At 69.4% G+C, this 19459-nt stretch carries 20 protein-coding genes; 11 read left to right on the top strand and 9 right to left on the bottom strand.

Going from position 1 to position 19459, the window contains the following annotated elements; all coding sequences use genetic code 11:
* Positions 1 to 46 precede the first annotated feature (46 nt).
* The 3 genes from HALNA_RS13280 to HALNA_RS13270 are packed head-to-tail and all read right to left on the bottom strand — an operon-like array spanning position 47 to position 2631.
* Entirely contained in the window at positions 47 to 673 is a 627-nt protein-coding gene (locus tag HALNA_RS13280) for a HemK2/MTQ2 family protein methyltransferase (protein ID WP_084510032.1), read from the bottom strand.
* A complete protein-coding gene (locus HALNA_RS13275) occupies positions 666 to 1790 on the bottom strand; it encodes a mechanosensitive ion channel family protein (protein ID WP_084510030.1) in 1125 nt (374 codons plus the stop codon). The genes HALNA_RS13280 and HALNA_RS13275 overlap by 8 nt, the downstream gene beginning before the upstream one ends.
* Positions 1783 to 2631, bottom strand: coding sequence for a 16S ribosomal RNA methyltransferase A (locus HALNA_RS13270; RefSeq protein WP_049936826.1), 849 nt, complete (start codon positions 2629 to 2631; stop codon positions 1783 to 1785). Before HALNA_RS13270 ends, HALNA_RS13275 begins: the two co-directional genes overlap by 8 nt.
* 68 nt (positions 2632 to 2699) lie before the next feature.
* Between HALNA_RS13270 and HALNA_RS13265 the strand changes: the two genes are divergently transcribed.
* Positions 2700 to 3398, top strand: coding sequence for a hypothetical protein (locus HALNA_RS13265; RefSeq protein ID WP_049936825.1), 699 nt, complete (start codon positions 2700 to 2702; stop codon positions 3396 to 3398).
* Between the two features lie 17 nt (positions 3399 to 3415).
* On the opposite strand, the gene HALNA_RS13260 is transcribed toward HALNA_RS13265, so the two are convergent.
* Complete coding sequence (locus HALNA_RS13260) at positions 3416 to 4021, bottom strand: DUF655 domain-containing protein (RefSeq protein ID WP_049938071.1); 606 nt, start codon at positions 4019 to 4021, stop codon at positions 3416 to 3418.
* A gap of 1060 nt (positions 4022 to 5081) precedes the next feature.
* Here HALNA_RS13260 and mvaD point away from each other — a divergent pair.
* On the top strand, positions 5082 to 6050 hold the full coding sequence (gene mvaD, locus HALNA_RS13255) for a phosphomevalonate decarboxylase MvaD (RefSeq protein ID WP_049936824.1): 969 nt from the start codon (positions 5082 to 5084) through the stop codon (positions 6048 to 6050).
* Here the strand turns inward: mvaD and HALNA_RS13250 are convergent.
* Positions 6042 to 6590 (bottom strand): hypothetical protein, encoded by a 549-nt coding sequence (locus HALNA_RS13250; RefSeq protein WP_049936823.1) that lies wholly within the window; start codon positions 6588 to 6590, stop codon positions 6042 to 6044. The two genes, mvaD and HALNA_RS13250, sit on opposite strands and share 9 nt — an antisense overlap.
* Positions 6591 to 6686: 96 nt before the next feature.
* On the opposite strand from HALNA_RS13250, the gene HALNA_RS13245 reads away from it, so the two are divergent.
* From HALNA_RS13245 to HALNA_RS13235, 3 genes are all read left to right on the top strand, one after another.
* A complete protein-coding gene (locus tag HALNA_RS13245) occupies positions 6687 to 7823 on the top strand; it encodes an NAD(P)/FAD-dependent oxidoreductase (protein WP_049936822.1) in 1137 nt (378 codons plus the stop codon).
* 137 nt (positions 7824 to 7960) lie between these two features.
* Positions 7961 to 8554, top strand: a complete 594-nt coding sequence (locus HALNA_RS13240; protein WP_049936821.1) for a response regulator — start codon at positions 7961 to 7963, stop codon at positions 8552 to 8554.
* Positions 8547 to 9212 carry an RAD55 family ATPase gene (locus HALNA_RS13235; RefSeq protein WP_049936820.1) on the top strand — a complete coding sequence of 222 codons (666 nt, stop codon included), beginning with the start codon at positions 8547 to 8549 and terminating at the stop codon, positions 9210 to 9212. Before HALNA_RS13240 ends, HALNA_RS13235 begins: the two co-directional genes overlap by 8 nt.
* Positions 9213 to 9221: 9 nt before the next feature.
* On the opposite strand, the gene HALNA_RS13230 is transcribed toward HALNA_RS13235, so the two are convergent.
* Both HALNA_RS13230 and HALNA_RS13225 read right to left on the bottom strand, forming a co-directional pair.
* Positions 9222 to 10916, bottom strand: a complete 1695-nt coding sequence (locus tag HALNA_RS13230) for a hydantoinase B/oxoprolinase family protein (RefSeq protein ID WP_049936819.1) — start codon at positions 10914 to 10916, stop codon at positions 9222 to 9224.
* The gene (locus tag HALNA_RS13225; RefSeq protein ID WP_049936818.1) at positions 10913 to 12943 is read right to left on the bottom strand and encodes a hydantoinase/oxoprolinase family protein; all 2031 of its coding nucleotides are present in this window, start codon (positions 12941 to 12943) and stop codon (positions 10913 to 10915) included. The genes HALNA_RS13230 and HALNA_RS13225 overlap by 4 nt, the downstream gene beginning before the upstream one ends.
* 135 nt (positions 12944 to 13078) lie before the next feature.
* Between HALNA_RS13225 and HALNA_RS13220 the strand changes: the two genes are divergently transcribed.
* The 3 genes from HALNA_RS13220 to HALNA_RS13210 are packed head-to-tail and all read left to right on the top strand — an operon-like array spanning position 13079 to position 14754.
* On the top strand, positions 13079 to 13453 hold the full coding sequence (locus tag HALNA_RS13220; RefSeq protein ID WP_049936817.1) for a YlbF family regulator: 375 nt from the start codon (positions 13079 to 13081) through the stop codon (positions 13451 to 13453).
* 32 nt (positions 13454 to 13485) lie between these two features.
* A complete protein-coding gene (locus HALNA_RS13215; protein WP_049936816.1) occupies positions 13486 to 14109 on the top strand; it encodes a MinD/ParA family ATP-binding protein in 624 nt (207 codons plus the stop codon).
* Positions 14110 to 14130: 21 nt separating this feature from the next.
* On the top strand, positions 14131 to 14754 hold the full coding sequence (locus tag HALNA_RS13210; RefSeq protein ID WP_049936815.1) for an RAD55 family ATPase: 624 nt from the start codon (positions 14131 to 14133) through the stop codon (positions 14752 to 14754).
* 137 nt (positions 14755 to 14891) lie between these two features.
* Here the strand turns inward: HALNA_RS13210 and HALNA_RS13205 are convergent, their stop codons facing one another.
* Both HALNA_RS13205 and HALNA_RS13200 read right to left on the bottom strand, forming a co-directional pair.
* Positions 14892 to 15152, bottom strand: coding sequence for a hypothetical protein (locus HALNA_RS13205; protein ID WP_049936814.1), 261 nt, complete (start codon positions 15150 to 15152; stop codon positions 14892 to 14894).
* A gap of 34 nt (positions 15153 to 15186) precedes the next feature.
* On the bottom strand, positions 15187 to 16179 hold the full coding sequence (locus HALNA_RS13200) for an FKBP-type peptidyl-prolyl cis-trans isomerase (RefSeq protein WP_049936813.1): 993 nt from the start codon (positions 16177 to 16179) through the stop codon (positions 15187 to 15189).
* A gap of 93 nt (positions 16180 to 16272) precedes the next feature.
* Here HALNA_RS13200 and cyaB point away from each other — a divergent pair, with 93 nt between their 5' ends.
* The 3 genes from cyaB (at position 16273) to HALNA_RS13185 (ending at position 19444) form a co-directional block, all read left to right on the top strand.
* Positions 16273 to 16824 (top strand): class IV adenylate cyclase, encoded by a 552-nt coding sequence (gene cyaB, locus HALNA_RS13195; protein WP_049936812.1) that lies wholly within the window; start codon positions 16273 to 16275, stop codon positions 16822 to 16824.
* A 59-nt stretch (positions 16825 to 16883) separates the two neighbouring features.
* Entirely contained in the window at positions 16884 to 18104 is a 1221-nt protein-coding gene (locus HALNA_RS13190; RefSeq protein ID WP_049936811.1) for a methionine adenosyltransferase, read from the top strand.
* A gap of 143 nt (positions 18105 to 18247) precedes the next feature.
* Positions 18248 to 19444, top strand: a complete 1197-nt coding sequence (locus HALNA_RS13185; RefSeq protein WP_049936810.1) for a tRNA sulfurtransferase — start codon at positions 18248 to 18250, stop codon at positions 19442 to 19444.
* Positions 19445 to 19459: the final 15 nt, after the last annotated feature.

Below are 19459 nucleotides of genomic sequence, written 5' to 3'. Positions count from 1 at the left end.
ATGCTGTCGCTTAATATTTGCTAAACCAAAATATGCCCTATGGTTATTATCCGTCGAGTCGAAGGATCGACAGCACCTCGAAGGGGTACGACTCCTGGCGCACCGTCGAGACGGCGAAGCCGTTCGCTTCCGCGCGAGCGACGACCGACTCGAAGCCCGTGAGGCTGCTCACGAGGAGGAGGACACGGCCGCCGGGGCGGAGAACTCGGCCGACCGTATCGAGGAAGGGATCGATCACCTCGCGGCCGGATTCGCCGCCCGACAGCGCCCGCTCCATCCGGTCGTCCCACTCGTTGTCGGGATCGGTGGGGAGGTAGGGCGGGTTGAACGCGACGGTGTCGAGGCTCCCGTCGCGGAAGGATTCGACGAGGTCCGCGCGGACCACCTGCACCCCCCGTTCGCGCGCCTGCCGACAGGCCGCCGGGTTGTAGTCGCTCGCCACCACCTCGGCGTCCGTCTCGGTCGCGATGCGTTCGGCGACCCAGCCCGACCCCGTGCCGACCTCCAGCGTTCGGCCGCGGGCGTGTTCGACCGCCGCCTCGGCGAGGAGGCGGGAGTCCTCCGCCGGCTGGTACACCTCGCGTTCCAGCCCTCGGCGGTCGGCGAGGGCGTCGCGGGTGTCGCCGGTCTCCGATCGACTCCCCGAGAACCGTCGATCCTCGCCGTCAGTCATCGGCGTCCCCGCTCCCGCCGCCGTCGGGCGTCGGCGCCGGCTCCGGCCGGTCGCCGCCCGCGATGGCGAAGCCGCCCTCCTCGGTCCGCCCCATGAGTTCGCGCTGTGGGAACGGGATCTTGATTCCCTCCGCCCCGTAGGCGTCGGTGACGGCTTCGATGACCGCCGTCCGCGCCCGCCACATCCGACGGGCGCTGGGGTTGTCGATCCACACCCGTACCCCGAGGACGATGGCGGAGTCGCCAAAGCGCTTGCCGACTACCTGTGGCGTCGGCACCTGCAACACCTCGTCCAGTCCACGCACCGCGTCGCGGGCGATTTCGGCCGCCCGCTCGGGGTCGTTGTCGTAGTCGACACCGACCTCGACTTCGATGCGGAGCCGACCTTTTCGCGTCCGGTTGATGATCGGCTGGCCGCTCACCTCGTCGTTCGGGAGCATCACGTACTCCCCGTCGAAGGTCTGGATTCGCGTGGTGACGATGGTGATATCGGTGACGATCCCTTCGCGGTCGCCGATCTCCACCCAGTCGCCGATCTCGAACGGCCGCGAGAACATGAGGACGAAGCCCGCGAGGACGGCGCCGAGGGTCTGCCGAGCGGCCATCCCGACCACGATGCCGAGGAAGCCGGCCCCGACGAGGAGGCTCCCGAGGTTCCGCGTGAACAGCCCCACCACCACCAGGAGGGCGAGGGTGTAAAGCGTCACCTGCGTGAGCCGGTAGACGATCTCCCGCTGGTGTTCGCTGATGGTCGATCGTTTCCCCGTGAACTCGCCGATAACCCGGCCCACGAAGCCGGTCAGGGCGTACGTCGCCGCCAGGATGACCACCGAGAGCAACAGCCGGCCGGCCAGGTCCTCGAGCCCCAGACTCCGGTAGGAGCGCTGGAGCGGCCCGATCAGGTCCCACAGCAACACGACTGCGACGATGCCCGCGGCGGTCGTCAGCGTCACGCCCGCCGACAGCGCGACGGTCGCGGCCGATCGCTCCGCCGCGCCGTCGCGCCGCCGCCAGCGCCGCGCGCCGTATCGAACGGCAACGACGATGCCCACGACCAGCAGCGTCATGAGCGCCCGACTCGCCGTCGTCATCTCGACGACCGCCAGCGGATCAACCATCCGTCCCCACCCCGTGTTCGAGGGCGAGGCCGGCGAGCGCGGCGAAGTCGTCCGGCGACAGATCGCCGGCGCGTTTCGACATCGTCGCCTCGTCCGCCGCCGCGACGACCGCGTCCGGATCGGAGAGCCCCGAGATGTGGGCGGTGTTTCGGATCGCGTTCCGGACCGTCTTCCGGCGCTGGGTGAACACCGCCTTCACGAACCGCAGAAAAAACGCCTCGTCCGCGACTTCGTAGTCGGGGTCGCGGGGTGTCGTCCGCACGACCGCACTCTCGACGGCCGGCGGCGGCGAGAACGCCGTCGCCGGCACCGGCTCGACCACCTCGACCGCGGCGTAATGCCCCGCGCTCACCGACAGCCGGCCGTACTCGCTCGTCCCCGGCTCGGCGGCCATCCGCTCCGCGAACTCCCGCTGGAACATGAGCACCGTCGGAACGCCGAGCGGCAGGAGGCGGAACGTGATCTCGCTGGAGACGCCGTAGGGCAGGTTCGAGACGCTCGCGGTGGCGTCCGCCGGCAGGTCGCGCTCCAGCGCGTCGCCTTCGATCACGGTCAGGCGCCCGGCCGTCCGTTCGTCCCCGAACTCCCGCCGGAGGAACGCCGCGAGGTCCGGATCGCGCTCGATAACCGTCACGCGGTCGCTCGTCGCCAGCAGGCGGTCGGTGAGCGCCCCCGTCCCGCCACCGATTTCGAGGACGTGACTCCGGTCGGCGTCGTCGGGGAGATACGTCGGCAACCGATCGAGGACGCGCTCGTCGACGAGGAAATGCTGATCGCGGTCGGGGTTGCCGCTCACACCCGCCCGCCCGAGCAGTCGGTCCGGTGAACGCGACCCTGTCATCGTCCTCGATAGCGCGCGAGCCGGGGTAAATTTCCCGTTTCTCACGGCGACGGGAGTGCCAAAGAGTCATGCCGGCTCGCGGTCGACGTGCCGGCACGCCGACACCGATGCTCGATCCCCTCCCCGTCGCCGTGGCGGCGATCCAGGGTGCGATCCTCCTCGTCCTCGCCGAAGGCGTCCGACGGGGGAACGTCGCCGCCGCGGTCAACGCCCTCGCCGCGTTCGCCGTTGCCGTTCTGCCGTTCGTCCTCGGCGCCACCACCGCCCTTGCTGTCGCCCCGGGGCTGACGCTGTGGCTCGCGGTCGCCGGCCTCCTCCACGCGATCGGTATGCTCGGCCTCTACGACTCCGTGCCCCGGTGGGACACCGTCACCCACTTCGTCTCCGCCTCCGTCGTCGCCGCGCTGTGTTACGCCAGCGTCCTCGTCGCCGAACCGTCCGGCTGGGGGACCGCCGCCGCCACGACGATCCTGCTCACCTTCGCCCTCGGCCTGTGGTGGGAACTCGTCGAACTCGTGGCACGCGAACTCGGCGAGGAGTTCGACGTCGAACCGGTGCTCGTCCACTACGGTCCGCGGGATACGCTTCTCGATCTGATCGTCGACGTCCTCGGTGCGGTCGCCATCGTCGCCGTCGACGTCCGCGCGTTCGTCCCCGTCGTCAGCCCGTTTCTCGGGCCGGACACGCCGTTTCTCCGCTGGGCCGTCATCGCTCTCGCTGTCGGCTTCGCGGCGCTGACGCTCCTTTTCGCCGGACTCCGGTACTGACTCACCGTCCGAGAGGACTACTCCACGAACGTCCGGTATTTGAGGTCCTCGTCCCGGAGCTCCTCCAGAATCCGGTCGACGAGGACTCCTTTCGGGTTGTGGAGGCCCGCGATGCGCTCTCCTAACTCCTCGAAGCTCTCGAACGGCGCACGCTTGCGCTCGTCGAGTACGTCGTTTCGGAGTTTCTTGCCGATACCCGGCAGGAGGTTGAGCTGGTGGAGCCGGAGCGTGATCGGCTGTGCCTCGTTGTAGAAGTCGACGAACCGCCGCTCGTTGCGGTCGACCACCTCCTCGACGACGTACTCCAGTTCGGAGTGTGCGGCGTTCGAGAGGTCGTCGTATCCGACTTCGCGGATGCGCCCCACCACCTTCCGCTCGGCGTCCGGCTCGAGGACGATCCGGTCGCCGATGCTCACGTCCGCCTCGTCGTCGAGCGTGAGTTCGAGCAACCGAAACTCGGACTCCCCGAGGGCGTACGCGAGCGGCGACTTCTTGTACTGTGGACGGTCGTCGCCCGGACGCCCGTGGGGCAGATAGTCCAGCACGACCGCGTAGGACCGCTCTACTTCCTCCTCGGCGTCGACTGCGTCGTCGCCAGCCTCTTCGCTCTCGGAGGTCGTCATACTGAACCTGTACGGTGACGGAGTATTTAAACCGTCGGCCCGTGGCCGATTCGGGTGACTGCGCCCGGGGGACCGCGCTGCCGGTCGGCCGAAGTCCTCGCCGAAGCGCCCCGCCCGAATCTCGCCGGCGACCCGCCTCCGGAACCGGTGGTTGACGCGCTGCCACGACGGCGATTCACGGCCGTTCGCGTAATGTAGCACGCCCCTCGGATAGCGGTAGGGTTCGTAGTTGATGGCGATACCGGCGGCGTAGTCGCCGGCGACGGATCGCTGGACGACGTGGTAGTTCCCCGACTCCTCGGTCGCCCGCTCTACCGCCGTCACGCCGATGTCGTCGAAGTGGGCGACGAGCGGATCGGTCGGGACGGCCGCGGCGAGCGCCCGGATCAGGTCCACCGTATTCGAGGTACGTGCACGCCTCCGTGGCGTCGAGCCGCGACCAGCCGTCCGCGATCATCCCCTCGATCACGGCGGCCGCATCGTAGTCGCCGCGCCCGACCGTCACGTTCGACAGGCCTCCCGGCTGGACGTGGACGAGTTCGAACGCGGTGGTGTCGGTGTATCGCGGCGGCCCCGACCCCAGCCACCCCTCGCGGAGCCGTGTGCGGGTGGTGTCGTCGTCGATGTCCCCGAGGAGTGCCGCGGCGTCGACGTACCGCGCCCAGACGTATAGTAGCGTCTAGAACTGTTTGCACACCTGATAGCCGGACAGTGTGCGATGACTTACAAACGCTACTATAGGATTCGTCGACCATCTCCGGATTCGTGGGCGTCCGTTCGAGCATCGCCTCGAAACCGACCGCCTCGTCGGCCGGTGCCGTGGCCGTGGCTGTAGCTGTGGGTGTTTCGGTCGCCGTCGCGGAACTCGTTCCCGTCGGCCGCCCCGTCGGTTCGCCGTCCCCGTCGGCCGAACAGCCGGCGAGGGCGACGCCCCCCGCCACTCCCGCTTCGAGCAGGCGCCGCCGGGTGACACGTGGCATACGAGCCGGTCGGGCCGCGACGGCTTATAACTGTTCTCCGTTCCGGGACGTTTATCCGCCCGTCCGACGCCCGTTCGAGCATGAAAGCGACCGCGACGGCCCACCCGATCCAGGGGTTGGTGAAGTACCACGGCATGCGTGATCCCGAGCTTCGGCTCCCGTATCACGACAGCATCAGCGTCTGCACCGCGCCGAGTCGCACGCTCACGACCGTCGAGTTCGGCGCGACCGACGAGGACGTGTACGTCGTCGACGGCGAACCGGTCGAGGGACGCGGCGCCGAACGCATCGACGCCGTCGTCGACCACGTTCGCGACCTGGCCGGGATCGACGACCCCGTCCGCTTGGAGAGCGAGAACTCCTTCCAGTCGAACGTCGGCTTCGGCTCCTCCTCTTCGGGCTTTGCCGCCGCCGCGATGGCGCTCTGTGAGGCGGCCGGCCTCGATCTCACCCGTCCGGAAATCTCGACGGTCGCCCGCCGCGGTTCCTCCTCCGCCGCCCGGGCCGTCACCGGCGCGTTCTCACAGCTGTACACCGGCCTCAACGACCACGACTGTCGCTCCGAGCGCATCGAGACCGATCTGGAAGACGACCTGCGGATCGTCGCGGCGCTCGTCCCCTCCTACAAGGAGACCGAACAGGCCCACGAAGAAGCGGCGGACAGCCACATGTTCGGAGCGCGGATGGCCCACATCCACGGCCAGATCGCCGAGATGCGCGACGCGCTCCGATCGGCCGAGTTCGACCGCGCGTTCGAACTCGCGGAACACGACTCGCTCTCGCTCGCGGCGACGACCATGACCGGTCCCGCGGGGTGGGTGTACTGGCAACCCCGCACCATCGCCGTCTTCAACGCGGTTCGCGCACTCCGCACGGAGGACGTGCCCGTCTACTTCTCGACCGACACCGGCGCGAGCGTCTACGTCAACACCACCGCCGAGTACGTCGACCGCGTCGAGTCCGCCGTCGCCGACTGCGGCGTCGAAACCGACATCTGGGAGGTCGGCGGCCCGGCCGAGATTCGCCCCGACGACGACGCCCTATTCTGACGACCGGCCGCGTTCCGCCCACTCGACCCGGTGTTCGTACGTCGATGCCCCGTCCTCCCGGAGCCACAGAATCGCACTCGATCGGTTGGCCCGTCGCTCCCCGAGGTGGCTCGGGTCGCGCGAGCGGTAGTTGAGCTCCACCGCCGCGCCCGAGGGATACTCCTTCGCGACGGAAATCGTGTGATAGCTCCGGTCGAACCGATCCACGGTCGGCGTGACCGTCTCGAACCCCGCCGGGACGGCGTCGGCGTCGACCCGTCCGCCGCGGCGCTCGGCCGCGTCGAGACGGTCCAGGAGGGTACTGAAGTCGGCGATGGCCGCCGTCGGCCCCGCCATCGGCAGGTCGCTCCGCTCGGCGAACGCGTGGGCCGCGGCGAGGCCCGCGGGCCGGAGTTCGGTCCCCTCCAGCAGTCCTGCACACTGTGCGTCGGCGACGGCGCGGCTCCCGCCGTCCGGGAGTTGGGCGTCGAGAACGCGCCGTAACTCGGCCGGGTCGTCGACCGCGTGTGCCGTCCAGCAGACGAACCCCTCGATGTCCATCGTCCGGCGGTGACGGGGCGCGCACGTATAGCGTCTTTCGTACCGCTCGGCGTTCCTCGACCCCGCTCTTCTTTATCCTGCGAGCTAACTCCCGGTATGCGCGTCGTCGTCCTCGGTGCCGGATACGCCGGCCTCACGCTCGCTCGCCGCCTCGAATCCAGACTTCCGGCGACGGCCGACCTCGTCGTCGTCGACGAATCGGACGATCACCTCGTTCAGCACGAACTCCACCGGGTGATCCGGCGCCCGGCGGTCGAGGACGCCATCACCGTCCCCCTCCGCGACGCCCTCGACCGCGCGACGATCCGGACCGCCCGGGTCGAGGACCTCGACCGCGAGGCCCGGCGCATCCACCTCTCCGACGGCACCCTCGACTACGACTACGCCGCCCTCTGTCTCGGCGCCGAGACGGCGTTTTACGACCTCCCCGGTGTCGACGAGCACGGCATCCCGCTGAAACGCCTCGGCCACGCCCACCGGGTCCGCGACGCCGTCCTCGACGCCTGCGAGGTGGACGGCCGCGCCGTCGTCGGCGGCGCCGGCCTCTCCGGCGTGCAGGTCGCGGGCGAGATCGCGGCCCTGGCCGCGGAGCGCGGTGCCGACCTCGACGTGACGCTTCTCGAACGCCTCGACACCGTGGCGCCCGCCTTCCCCGAGGCGTTCCAGTCGGCCGTCCGCGACGCCCTCGAATCGGCGGGCGTCGCCATCCACACGAACGCCCGCGTCACCGGCGCGACGGCCGACGCGGTCGAACTCGACGACGGAACCGTCCCCTACGACGCGTTCGTGTGGACGGGTGGCATCCGCGGCCCGGACGCCATCGGGAGCGACCGGCCGATCGTCCGCGGCGACTGCAAACTCGACGACCACACCTTCGCCGTCGGCGACGCGGCGCGGGTCGTTGACGCCGACGGCGAGGCCGTCCCCGCGAGCGCGGCGGCCGCCATCCGGGAGGCCCGAACCGTCGCGATCAACGTCGACCGCCTCGTGCGCTGGGAGCTGGAGGGAGGCGCAGCCGACGAGTTCCCGCCCAAACTCGACCTCTTCCGGTTCGACGCGCCGGGTTGGATCGCCTCCGTCGGCGACGACGCCGTCGCCACCGTCGGCCCAAAAGTGTTCACCGGCGCGACGGCGCGGACGATGAAAGCCACCGTCGGGGCGGGCCATCTCTCCTCGATCGGTGCGATCAGTCGCGCCGTCAACCTCGTACAGGAGGAACTCGGCCCATCGTAACCGTTCGCTGGACCGTCTCGACGACCACCGGTACGGACGTACGATACACCGTGACCGTCGGCGGTCGTCGTGTCAACTGCGTGCGTGACAGGTGGGTTTAATTGTCGTCGACTCCGGAGTAGATGTAAGACCAGATCATGACTTCGAGCGAGGGGGAAACCGTACTCATCGTCGACGACGACCGGGAGGTGGTTCGAACGTACCGCCGCTATCTGGAAGGGACCTACGCCATCCGCGAGGCGTACGACGGCGAGTCGGCCCTCGACGAACTCGACGACGACGTCGACGTCGTCCTGCTCGATCGGCTGATGCCTGGCGTCTCCGGGGGGGAGGTGCTCGACCGCATTCGCGACCGGGGGTACGACGTTCGCGTCGCGATGGTGACCGCCGTCGATCCCGACTTCGACATCGTCGACATGGGGTTCGACGACTACCTCACCAAACCCACGACCCGCGAGGAACTCCTCCGAACCATCGAGGACCTCCTCGCTCTGGACCGACACGCCGTCGACGTGCGTGAGTACCACGCGTTGCTCGTGAAAGCCGCGGCGCTCCGCGAGGGGAAATCGAGCTACGAACTCGAGGAGAACGCGGCGTACGCCGACCTCGAAGCGCGACTCTCCGACCTCGAAGCGACGATCGAATCCGAGGCCGGGGATCTGACCGACGACTCGCGGTTCGTCGCGACGCTCCGGGCGATCGATACCGCCGAGGGGGACACCAATGGCTGAGGGCGACGCCAAGGCCGATCGCTACCCGCTCGCCGACGCCGTCCCGATCGACCTCGACGACCTCGGCCCGGGCATGAACGTGTTGGTCTCCGGCCCGCCGATGTCGGGCAAGCGCCAACTCGTGTTCGACCTGCTCGCCCCCGAGGGGGTCGCTCCCGACCCCATCGTCGTGATGACGACCGACGACCCCGCCTCGCGCATCCTGACGGCGTTCGAGGACCGTGGCGTCCGGTTCGATCCGACGACGTTCCGCGTCGTCGACGCCACCGGCGCGCCGGGCGACGCCGATTCGGCCATCCACCGCGTCTCCTCGCCCGCCGACCTCACCGGGATGGGCGTGGCGTTCACCCAGGCCGTCGACGAGATGGCGACGCCCGACCGCCTCCGCTTTGGCTTCGTCTCCATCTCGACGCTCCTCCAGTACGTCGACGCCGAACGCGCGTTCTCGTTTCTGCACGTCCTCTCACGGCGAACGAGCGCCGCCGGCTATCTCGGCGTCTACAGCATCGACCCGACGACCCACGAGGATCGCTTCGTCAACGTCGTCACTTCCATTTTCGACGCTGCCATCGAGATTCGCGAACGGGACGGCGACCGCGAACTCCGAGTCCGTGGGCTCTCGGGAGTAAAACCCGAGTGGACGGCCTTCCCGCACTGAGCGGCGCGATCACAGTTCCGACGGGTCAAGCCCGTACACCTGCCGGACGGCGTCCGCCGACACCTTTCCGAAACGCAGGTCCCGAGCCACGGCGTCCGGGTCGCGGTCGGCCGGATCGCCGAACCCGCCGCCGCCCGGCGTCCGAATGCTCACCACGTCGCCCGCGTCCAGGTCGTGTGTCGACTTCCCCGGAATCCGTTCGGTATCGCCGCCCGCCCGCGTCAGGTAGTCTTCACCGAGTGCGCCCGCCTCGCCGCCCGCGAGGCCGTACGGCGGGTGTCGTCGCCGATCCGCCAGCAGGCTGAAAGCAACGCCGTCTTCGAGCACTTCGATATCGCGGCGGAGGCCCAGACCGCCACGGAACTCGCCCCCACCGCCCGTATCCGGGCGGTATTCGTAGCGCCGGACGCGGACGGGATAGACGGTTTCGAGCACCTCCGCCGGCGTGTTGAGCGTGTTGCTCATATGGGCGTGGACGCCGTCCATCCCGTCGGCGCCCGCCCGCCCACCGTAGCCGCCCCCGATGGTCTCGTAGAAGGCGAAGGGCTCTCCGTCCCGACTCGTCCCGCCGAAGGTGACGCTGTTCATCGTCCCCTGTGCCGCGGCGACGGACCGTTCGGGGGCCTCCTCGCCGAACGCGCCGAGGAGGGCGTCGGTCGCTCGCTGGGAGATTTCGAGGTTGCCGCCGACCACCGCGGCGGGTGGTTGCGCGTTGACGACCGTCCCCTCCGGCGCCCGGATATCGATCGGGCGGTACGTCCCCGCGTTCGGCGGCACGTCCGGATCGGTTACACAGCGCACAGCGTAGTACGTCGCCGAGGCGGTCACGGCGAGGGGGGCGTTGATCGCGCCCGGCACCTGCTCGCTCGTCCCGTCGAAGTCGACGACGAGTTCGTCGCCGTCGACGGTCACCGCCACGTCGATCCGAACGTCCTCGGTGCCTTGCCCGTCGTCGTCGAGGTAATCCGTGAACCGGACGGTGCCGTCCGGGAGGTCGTCGATTTCGGCGCGCATCCGCCGCTCGGCGTAGGCCTTGATCTCCGTCGTCGCCGCTCGGAGCGTATCGAGGCCGTGGCGGTCGGCCAGGTCCCGAACCCGCTCGACCGCCGTCCGGTTGGCCGCCCGCTGGGCGCGGAAGTCGCCCCGACGCTCCTTCGGCGTCCGCACGTTCGTCAGGAGGAGGTCGAAGACGGCCTCGACCGGTTCGCCGCCGTCGTACAGTTTCACCGGCGGGACGCGAAGGCCCTCCTGGTAGATTTCCGTGGAGTCGGCGGCGACGCTCCCCGCACGGCCGCCGCCCACGTCGGCGTGGTGGGCGCGGTTGGCCGCGATGGCCACTAACTCGCCCTCGACGAAGACGGGTGTCACGAGCGTCATGTCGGGCAAGTGGGCGCCACCGTGGAACGGGTCGTTCAGGAGGACGGCGTCGCCGTCTTCCAGTTCCGCGGGCGGGAACGCCTCGATGGCCGCCGCGACGGAGTACGGCATCGCGCCCAGGTGAACCGGGATGTTCTCGGCCTGACTGATCATCTCCGCGGTGGCGGCCTCGCCCTCGCCCACGTCGAACAGCGCACACGAGCAGTCGCGGCGGTCCTTGATGTTGGGGGAGTAGCTCGTCCGCACGAGCGTCGCGTTCATCTCCTCGGCCACCGCGACGCAGGCGTTGCGCAGGACTTCGAGCGTGACCGGATCGACCTCGCTCATGGCTCGATCACCACGTTCCCCAGGTCGTCGACGCGTGCAGCCGCTCCCGGCGGGACGACGGCCGTGCTCTCGACGCCCTCGATCACCGCGGGGCCGTCGAACGCGGCGCCCGGCCCCAGCCGTTCGCGGTCGTAGACGGGCGTCGCGTCCGTCTTGCCGTCGAACGTCGCCGGCCGCGTCGCCCGCGGCGTCGCCTCGGCCGCTCCCGTCGCCATCGACAGCGCGGGCGGGTCGACGACGCCGCGGGCGCGCAGCCGTATCGTCACGAGTTCGATCGGTTCGTCGGGCGAGGCGTGCCCGTATCGACGCTCGTGACGCTCGTGGAAGCGGTCGGCGGCGGCGGCGAGGGCCGCGGCGTCGAGGTCGCCGTCTGGTATTGGGATCCGGAGGTCGAACGACTGGCCCCGATATCGGAGATCAACCGCGCGCTCGACCCGCCGGCGGGCGGGCGGGTAGCCGTCGGCCGCCAGTCGCTCCCGCCCCTCCGCCGCCATCGCCTCGAACCGCTCGGTCAGGGCCGCGGGGTCGACGCCGGCCCACGGCCGGACCGCGGAGACGCCCTCCTCGTACACCGTGTCGCTGATGAGGAGACCGAGCGCCGAGAGGACGCCCGCCGACCGCGGGACGACGACTTCGGGCACGTCGAGTTCGGCGGCGAGTTCGGCGGCGTGGAGCGGCCCGGCACCGCCGTAGGCCACGAGTGAGAAGTCTCGGGGGTCGTGGCCGCGTTCGACGGAGACGACACGGAGGGCGCGTTCCATGTTCGCGTTCGCCACGTCGACGATGCCCTGTGCGGCCGCCTCGACGCTCAGATCGAGGGGGTCGGCGACCCGTTCCCGGATCGCCTCGCGGACCGCTGCCTCGTCGGCGCTGCCCTCGAAGAAGGAACCGGGGTCGATCCGCCCGAGCAACAGGTGGGCGTCGGTAACCGTCGGTTCGGTCCCTCCGCGCCCGTAACAGATGGGGCCGGGGTCGGCGCCCGCGGATCGCGGGCCGACGCGGAGGCTCCCACCCTCGTCGACCCAGGCGATGGAGCCGCCACCAGCGCCGATGGTGTGGACGTCGACCATCGGGACGGTGACGGGGTACTCCCCGACCTGGCCCTCCGTCGTGACGACGGGGTCGCCGTCCTGCACGAGCGACACGTCACACGAGGTGCCGCCCATGTCCATCGTGAGCACGTCGTCGACGCCGCTCTCGCCGGCGACGTGGGCGGCGCCGCGGACGCCGGCCGCCGGCCCCGAGAGCAGGGTATTCACCGGCCGCTCGCGCGTGACCGCCGCCGACGCCACGCCGCCGTTCGACTGCATCACCTTCACGTCGGCGGGCACGCCCGCATCCGCGACGCCCGACTCCAGGCGACCGAGATAGCGGTTCATCACCGGCTTCAGCGCGGCGTTGATGCTCGTCGCGAGCGTGCGTTCGTACTCCTTGATCTCGGGGAGCACGTCGCTCGACAGCGATACTTCGCAGTCGACGCCCTCCTCGCGCAGGAGTTCCTGCATCCGTCGCTCGTGGGCGTCGTCCTCGAAGGCAAAGAGGAAGGCAACGGCGACGCTCTCGACGCCCGCGTCGGCGACGGCACGGGCAACGGCGCGGGCGGCGTCCTCGTCGAGCGGTTCGACGACCTCGCCCCGGCGATCGAGGCGTTCCGGCACCTCGTACCGGCGGTCGCGTTCGACGACGGGGTCCGGCTTCTCGGCTCGCAGGTCGTACAGATCCGGCCGGGTCTGGCGGCCGATTTCGACGGCGTCGCGAAAGCCCTCGGTCGTCACGAGCGCCGTCTCTGCCCACTCGCGTTCGAGCAAGGCGTTCGTGGCGACGGTGGTGCCGTGGCCGAAGGCGGTCACGTCGGCGGGGGCGAAGCCGGCCCGGTCGGCCGCCACGTCGAGGCCGTCGAGGACGCCCCGGTCCGGGGCCTCGGGCGTCGAGGGCACCTTGCACATCGTGAGCCCGGAGCCGTCGGCGACGACCACGTCGGTGAACGTGCCGCCCACGTCGACCCCGATCCGTACGTCGGTTTCCATACCGGCGTCACGGCAGTGGGCGTGATAAATCCTGTAGTAGCGTCCGTACGCTCGGTCGCACGACTGTGGTGCGATCGGGCGGGCACCGGCACCCGGAGACGGCAAATTGAAGCGATCGGAACGGTAAGGGGGCGTATGAGCACGCAGGTGTCGCAGCTAGCGGAGATGGGCCGTGAACTCGGCGAAGCCATCGCGGATACGCCGGCTTACGAACGGTTCGAGGAGGCGCGCGCGGCCGTCCAGAACGACGACGACGCGCAGGCGAAGATCGCGGAGGTAGAGCGCCTCCGCGACGAGTTCGTCTCGGCCCGTGAGACGGGGCAGGCGACCCAGGAACACGTCGCGAAGCTCCAGACGGCCCAGAACGACCTCCACTCGATGCCCGTCATGGAGGAGTATCTGAACGCCCAGGAGGCGCTTCAGAGCCAACTCGAGGATGTCAACCGGGCGATTTCCGATCCGCTCTCCGTCGACTTCGGTGGGGAAGCGGGCGGGTGTTGTCAGGACTAGATTCATAGCCGGTTGGGCGGCCACCCAGCCCCATGCTCGCTATCGCCGGCGGCAAAGGGGGAGTGGGAAAGACGACGACGGCGCTCGGCCTCTCGACCGCGCTGGACACACCGGTCGTCGCGGCGGACGCCGATCCGGATATGCCGGATCTGCACGCCCTCGCAGGCGTCGACCGCGAACCGACGCTCACCTCGCTCGACGACCGCGATCCGGCGACCGTCGCACAGTCCCACCCCGAGGCGGCCGGAGTGACGGTCCTCCCCGCGCCACGGGTCCACGACGCCGAGAGGCTTGACCGCTCGCTCGATCGGCTGGCCCGGAGCGGCCGACGGGCGGTCGTCGACTGCCCCGCCGGTGCCGGTCCGGACGCGGCCGCACCGCTCCGTGCCGCCGACGCGACGCTTCTGGTCACGACCCTCTGTGCGCCCGCACTCCGCGACGCGGCGAAGACGGCGGCGATGGCCCGCACCCTCGACGCCGCACCCTGTGGCGTGGTGTTGACACGAACGCGGTCGGCGCCGGACGCCGTCGTCGACCTGCTTGACTGCCCGGTGGTCGCGTCGATACCGCCCGCCGACGCGCCGATCCTCGCCGACGAGGCCGTCAGTGCCGCCTACCACCGCCTCGCCGCGCGTCTGGGAGAAGACATATTATGAGGCGTCACGAACGGCTTGGCCATGGCGGACCGTCTGCCGACGGGTATCTCCGTCCTCGACAGGCAACTCGACGGCGGGATTCCGCCGGGGAGCATCCTGTTGCTGAGCGCCGATCCGGCCAGCCAGTCCGAGTCGCTACTGTACGAGATTGCGGCCGCTCGGGGGACGCTGTACGTGACGACGGTCCGGTCCGAGGAGGCGATTCGGGACGCCATCGAGCGGTACCGCGGCGGCGTGGGGCGACTGACGATCCGCGATGCGGGCGACTACCCGCCGATCGACAACGCCACCCGCCTCGTGCGCGAACTCCCGGAGAGTTCGAACCTCCTCATCGACGTGGTCGATCCGCTGGAGGAGGCCGATTCGACCCGGTATCGCGCCTTCCTCAACGAACTCCAGACGCACATGGTCAACACGGGCTCTATCGCGGTGTTACACGCGATGCACGGCGATCCGCCCGCGAACCGCCGGCTCACCGAACACATGGCCGACGTGGTGTTCGACTTACAGACGGATACGAGCGGCTCTCAGATCGTCAACCGCCTCGCCGTCCCGAAGTTCCGCGGCGGGAGCGCGCTGGAGGAGACGATCAAACTCAAACTCACCGACGGCGTCACCATCGACACCAGCCGCGACATCGCCTGATAGTGGTTATTGGAAGTCAGTACGGGCGGGTCGCCGACCCGTTCCGGCGACCCGCCGGTAACCAGTTACAATAAACACTATGAGACGGGTTATCGTAACTGTTCACCGGGGCGGTCCGGCGGACCACCGGTACTGACCTACACGACGGCGTAGACGCCCGTCCCGACCGCCACGACGACCGTCAGCAGCATCCAGAGCCGCGGGTTCTCGAACGAACTTCCGGTCGACCCCTTGCCCAGAAACAGGTAGCCGAAGTAGACGGCGATGGGAGAGAGTCGGAGCAGGGGGCTGACCGACACGTCGAGACCGTAGCGTAACGCGAGCGACAGGGCGACGGTACAGCCCGCCGCGACGGCCGCGACACGCAGGTCGGCCGCGACGGTGTCGGGAACGTTCATGAATCGAATGCGCGTCGGGAGGGGGTCGCGGAGGTTACTCCTCGAGATCCTCTTCGAGTTCCTCGACGATCTCGTCGGCGTCGACGTCGACGTCCTCGAGAGCCTCCTCGACATCGTCGCCACCGGCGCCACCCATGCCGCCCATCATACCGCCCATGCCGCCCATCATGCCGCCCGTGCCGTCGATGGTCTCCTGGACGATGACGCGGTCGAGGTCGAGTCGGTCCATGACCTGCTGGGCGATCTGCTGTTTCTGGAAGAGCCACTGCTGGTTCATCGTCATCTGGGGCGTGGCCTCGATGTACAGCGTCTCCTTCTCGACCGTCTCGTACTCGGGTTCGGCGTCTTCGTCCTCGTCGTCCGGTTCGACCTCGACCTGCACTTCCTCCTCGACCTCGTCGGTCTGGATCCAGACTTCGGGAGCGTGGTCGAGGTACATCCCGAGCAGCCCTTTGGCCTGTTCCTCGGGGTCGTCGACGACCTCGACGACTTCGTAGTCGTACTCGAGGTCCTCGCCGGCGAGGGGGTGGTTGAAGTCGACGCGGGCGCGTCCGCCGATGATCGTCTCGACGTGACCCTGCTCGCCGTCGACGTTGACGTGGGCACCGGGGTAGCGGTCGTCCTCGCCGATCTTCCCCGCGCTGACGGTGCGTACGTCGTCGGGGTCGAACTCGCCGAAGGCGTCGACGGCGTCGATGTCGACGGTCGACTCGTCGCCGACCGCTTTCCCGATCAGGTCGTCGTTGACCGCCTCGAAGACGTGCCCGGCGCCGACGACGATGGTCCGGGGACCGAACTCGTGGTCCTCGTCGTCGATGCCCGCCTCCTCGGCGACCTCCTGGTAGGTCGTGTCGACGACCGTCTCGTCGTCTACGGTGCGGACGGTGTAGTTGATCCGGACGAAGTCGCCGTCCTGCAGACCGGACGGCTCCTCGGTCTCCGCCTCGGTTTCGGGCTCCGCTTCGGGGTCATCGGCCGCGTCGGCGTCGACCGGCTCGTCAGCCGATTCGGCCTGTTCGTCACTCATACACCTTACAACTTCCGTGCGACCCTTAAGAATCACGTTTCGCGTTTCGGCTCGTCCGGGGCGCTTTTGCCGCCCGCCCGCGACGCGACGGATATGTACGAAGTCGAACTGAAGGTTCGGGCGAGCCACGACGCGGTCCGGGAGCGCCTCGACGCCCTCGGCGCGGAGTACGTCGGGAGCGTCACGCAGGTCGACACCTACTACGACGCCCCGCACCGCGATTTCGCCGCAACCGACGAGGCGCTCCGCATCCGGCTGGAGTCCGACGGGATCGGCGACGGTGAGTCGACGGCCCGGGTTACCTACAAGGGTCCCCTGATCGAGGACGCGTCGAAAACCCGCGAGGAGATCGAGACGGGCGTCGCGGATGCCGACCGGTTCGACGACGTTCTGGACGCTCTCGGGTTCTCGCCCGCCGCGGTCGTCGAAAAGGAGCGGGAACGGTACGCCCTCGGCGGCTACACCGTGACCCTCGACACCGTCTCCGACCTCGGCGAGTTCGTCGAAATCGAGCGCGAGGCGCCCGAATCGGCGGTCGACGCGGTCCGCGAGGGAGCCATCGACCGTCTCCGTGACCTCGGCCTCGACCCCGACGAACAGATCCGAACGTCGTATCTCGGCCTCCTCCTCGATTCTTCTGAGTAATACTATGGCCACGAAAGGTTTCCGCAAGTTATAGCACCCGGCGGCGAGAACGTCCGTCGATGAGCGATCGGAACATCCGTATCGAGTCCGTCGACCGGCGCGCGGTCGAGGACCAGGAGGTAGAAATCGTCGAGCGGAAAGGGATCGGTCACCCCGACTCCCTCTGTGACGGGATCGCCGAACGCGTCTCCCGCGCGCTTTCGAACCTCTATCTCGACCGCGTCGGCGAGGTGCTTCATTACAACACGGACGAGACACAACTGGCCGCCGGCAGCGCCGCCCCCGCGTTCGGCGGCGGCGAGGTCGTCGAACCGATCTACGTCCTCCTCGTCGGCCGTGCGACCAAACAGTACACGGCCGACGACGGCACCGAGTACACCCTCCCCGTCGACTCGGTGGCGCTTGCGGCCGCCCGCGACTACCTCGCCGAGGTCGTCCCGGAACTGGAGTTCGGGACCGACGTGGTGGTCGACGTGCGCCTCGGAGAAGGGAGCGGCGACCTCCAGACGGTCTTCGGCGAGGACGGCGCCGCCGTCCCGATGGCCAACGACACGAGTTTCGGTGTCGGGCACGCGCCCCTCACCGAAACCGAGCGGATCGTCCTCGAAACCGAGGAGTATCTCAACGGTCCCTACGCCGACGAGAACCCGGAACTCGGCCCCGACGTGAAGATCATGGGCAAACGCGAGGGTGATCACATCGACCTCACGGTCGCCGCGGCCATGATCGACACCTATCTCGACGGCATGGACGACTACCGCGACGCCGTGGCGAACGTCCGCGAGGCCGTGGCCGACCTCGCCGAATCCCACACCGACCGCACCGTCACCGTCGAGGTCAACACCGCCGACGACTACGACGAGGGCGCCATCTATCTGACGACGACCGGCACCAGCGCGGAACAGGGCGACGACGGCTCCGTTGGCCGTGGCAACCGCTCGAACGGCCTCATCACCCCCAACCGGCCGATGAGCATGGAGGCCACCAGCGGCAAGAACCCCGTCAACCACATCGGCAAGATCTACAACCTCCTCAGCACGCGCATCGCCGAGGCCGTCGTCGCCGAGGTGCACGCTATCCGCGATCTGCGAGTGCGCCTGCTCTCACAGATCGGCCGCCCCATCGACCAGCCACACGTCGCCGACGCCTTCGTCGTCACCGACGACACCGTCGACCTCGCGGACATCGAGACCGACATCCAGGCTATCGTCGAGCGCGAACTCGCCGCGGTCACCGACGTGACCCGCGACGTGATCGACGGCGACCTCCGGACGTTCTGATAGGGAGTATCGTCGCTGTTCATAGATTCGGGTTCGTCCGAATCGGAGACTACGGTCAGTCGAGGATCGCTGGACCTCCGGCTGGCTACGATAATCCTATGACCGAACGGCTATAATCCCCCGTCGACCTACACCCCCCGACCGTGGACGACGCCTCCGCCCCGCCCGCGACGCCCGACACCGTTCTCGTCAGCTTCGGTGATCTCAGCATCAAGAGCCGCGAGGTCCGCGGCAAGATGACGCGTCGCCTCCGGGACAACGTGGCCGCCCTCCTCGACGCCCGCGGCGTCGACGCGGCGGTCGAGGCCGAGTGGGCGCGGATCGTCGTTCACACGGCCGCCGCCGACCGCGCCGCCCGCGTCGCCGCCGACGCGATGGGCGTCGTTTGGGCGCGTCCCGCCGTGTCCCGGCCGGCCGACCTCGACGCCGTTACCCGGACCCTCGCCACCCTCGCGGGCGACGCGCCGACGACCGGCACCTACGCCGTCCGCGCCCGCCGCGCCGGCGACGCCGACGACCACGATTTCTCCAGCCGCGACATCGAGCGCGTCGGTGGACGCGCCGTCGGCGACGTGGTCGACGCGACGGTCGATCTCGACGCCCCCGACCGCACCTACCACGTCGAGGTGCGGGGCGACGACGCGTACGTCGCGGCGACGACCCACGCGGGCCCGGGCGGCCTCCCACTCGGGACGCAGGACCCGCTTGTCGCCCTCGTCAGCGGCGGCCACGACTCCCCCGTCGCGGCCTACGAAGCGATGCGCCGCGGATCACCGATCCGTCCCGTCTACGTCTCCCCCGGCGACTACGGCGGCCCGGATCACGAGGCGCGGGCGGTCGCGACCGTCCGACGACTCGCCCGCTACGCGCCCAACTTCGACTGCCGACTCCGGGTCGTCCCCGGCGGTCCGCTCGCCGAAACGCTGCACCACGAGGTGGGTGACACCCGCATGCTCTCGTGGCGCCGCGCGCTCCTGACGGCCGCCGAAACGGTCGCCGACCGCGAGGGGGCGGTCGGCATCGTCACCGGCGAAGCGCTGGGACAGAAGTCGAGTCAGACCGCCGCCAACCTCGCCGTCACCGACGCGGCGGTCGACCTGCCGGTCCATCGACCCCTCCTCACGTGGGACAAGGCCGCTATCGTCGACCGGGCGCGCGCCATCGGTACCGACGACGACTCCTCGATTCCCGTCGGCTGTGAGCGTCTCGCTCCCTCCTTCCCGGAGACGAGGGCGACGCTCGACGGCGTCGAGGCGGCCGAACCCGACGACCTGTTGGATCGGGCTGCGGCCGCCGCGGACGACCTTCGAGTGGTCGACCCTCCGGCGCAACCGCTTTAGGTCCGCCGGCCGATC

The sequence above is a fragment of the Haloplanus natans DSM 17983 genome (genome assembly GCF_000427685.1).
GTDB classification, from domain to species: domain Archaea; phylum Halobacteriota; class Halobacteria; order Halobacteriales; family Haloferacaceae; genus Haloplanus; species Haloplanus natans.
This window is presented reverse-complemented; position numbering and strand designations above follow the sequence as displayed.

What these genes read in the sequence shown, in the direction of transcription:
- HALNA_RS13275 (WP_084510030.1), bottom strand. Translation starts at nt 1,790, where the DNA reads ATGGTTGATCCGCTGGCGGTCGTCGAGATGACGACGGCGAGTCGGGCG.
- HALNA_RS13270 (WP_049936826.1), bottom strand. Translation starts at nt 2,631, where the DNA reads ATGACAGGGTCGCGTTCACCGGACCGACTGCTCGGGCGGGCGGGTGTG.
- HALNA_RS13200 (WP_049936813.1), bottom strand. Translation starts at nt 16,179, where the DNA reads ATGAGTGACGAACAGGCCGAATCGGCTGACGAGCCGGTCGACGCCGAC.
- HALNA_RS13235 (WP_049936820.1), top strand. Translation starts at nt 8,547, where the DNA reads ATGGCTGAGGGCGACGCCAAGGCCGATCGCTACCCGCTCGCCGACGCC.
- HALNA_RS13220 (WP_049936817.1), top strand. Translation starts at nt 13,079, where the DNA reads ATGAGCACGCAGGTGTCGCAGCTAGCGGAGATGGGCCGTGAACTCGGC.
- HALNA_RS13210 (WP_049936815.1), top strand. Translation starts at nt 14,131, where the DNA reads ATGGCGGACCGTCTGCCGACGGGTATCTCCGTCCTCGACAGGCAACTC.
- HALNA_RS13265 (WP_049936825.1), top strand. Translation starts at nt 2,700, where the DNA reads ATGCCGGCTCGCGGTCGACGTGCCGGCACGCCGACACCGATGCTCGAT.
- mvaD (WP_049936824.1), top strand. Translation starts at nt 5,082, where the DNA reads ATGAAAGCGACCGCGACGGCCCACCCGATCCAGGGGTTGGTGAAGTAC.
- HALNA_RS13215 (WP_049936816.1), top strand. Translation starts at nt 13,486, where the DNA reads ATGCTCGCTATCGCCGGCGGCAAAGGGGGAGTGGGAAAGACGACGACG.
- HALNA_RS13240 (WP_049936821.1), top strand. Translation starts at nt 7,961, where the DNA reads ATGACTTCGAGCGAGGGGGAAACCGTACTCATCGTCGACGACGACCGG.
- HALNA_RS13260 (WP_049938071.1), bottom strand. Translation starts at nt 4,021, where the DNA reads ATGACGACCTCCGAGAGCGAAGAGGCTGGCGACGACGCAGTCGACGCC.
- HALNA_RS13205 (WP_049936814.1), bottom strand. Translation starts at nt 15,152, where the DNA reads ATGAACGTTCCCGACACCGTCGCGGCCGACCTGCGTGTCGCGGCCGTC.
- HALNA_RS13250 (WP_049936823.1), bottom strand. Translation starts at nt 6,590, where the DNA reads ATGGACATCGAGGGGTTCGTCTGCTGGACGGCACACGCGGTCGACGAC.
- cyaB (WP_049936812.1), top strand. Translation starts at nt 16,273, where the DNA reads ATGTACGAAGTCGAACTGAAGGTTCGGGCGAGCCACGACGCGGTCCGG.
- HALNA_RS13280 (WP_084510032.1), bottom strand. Translation starts at nt 673, where the DNA reads ATGACTGACGGCGAGGATCGACGGTTCTCGGGGAGTCGATCGGAGACC.
- HALNA_RS13230 (WP_049936819.1), bottom strand. Translation starts at nt 10,916, where the DNA reads ATGAGCGAGGTCGATCCGGTCACGCTCGAAGTCCTGCGCAACGCCTGC.
- HALNA_RS13245 (WP_049936822.1), top strand. Translation starts at nt 6,687, where the DNA reads ATGCGCGTCGTCGTCCTCGGTGCCGGATACGCCGGCCTCACGCTCGCT.
- HALNA_RS13225 (WP_049936818.1), bottom strand. Translation starts at nt 12,943, where the DNA reads ATGGAAACCGACGTACGGATCGGGGTCGACGTGGGCGGCACGTTCACC.
- HALNA_RS13190 (WP_049936811.1), top strand. Translation starts at nt 16,884, where the DNA reads ATGAGCGATCGGAACATCCGTATCGAGTCCGTCGACCGGCGCGCGGTC.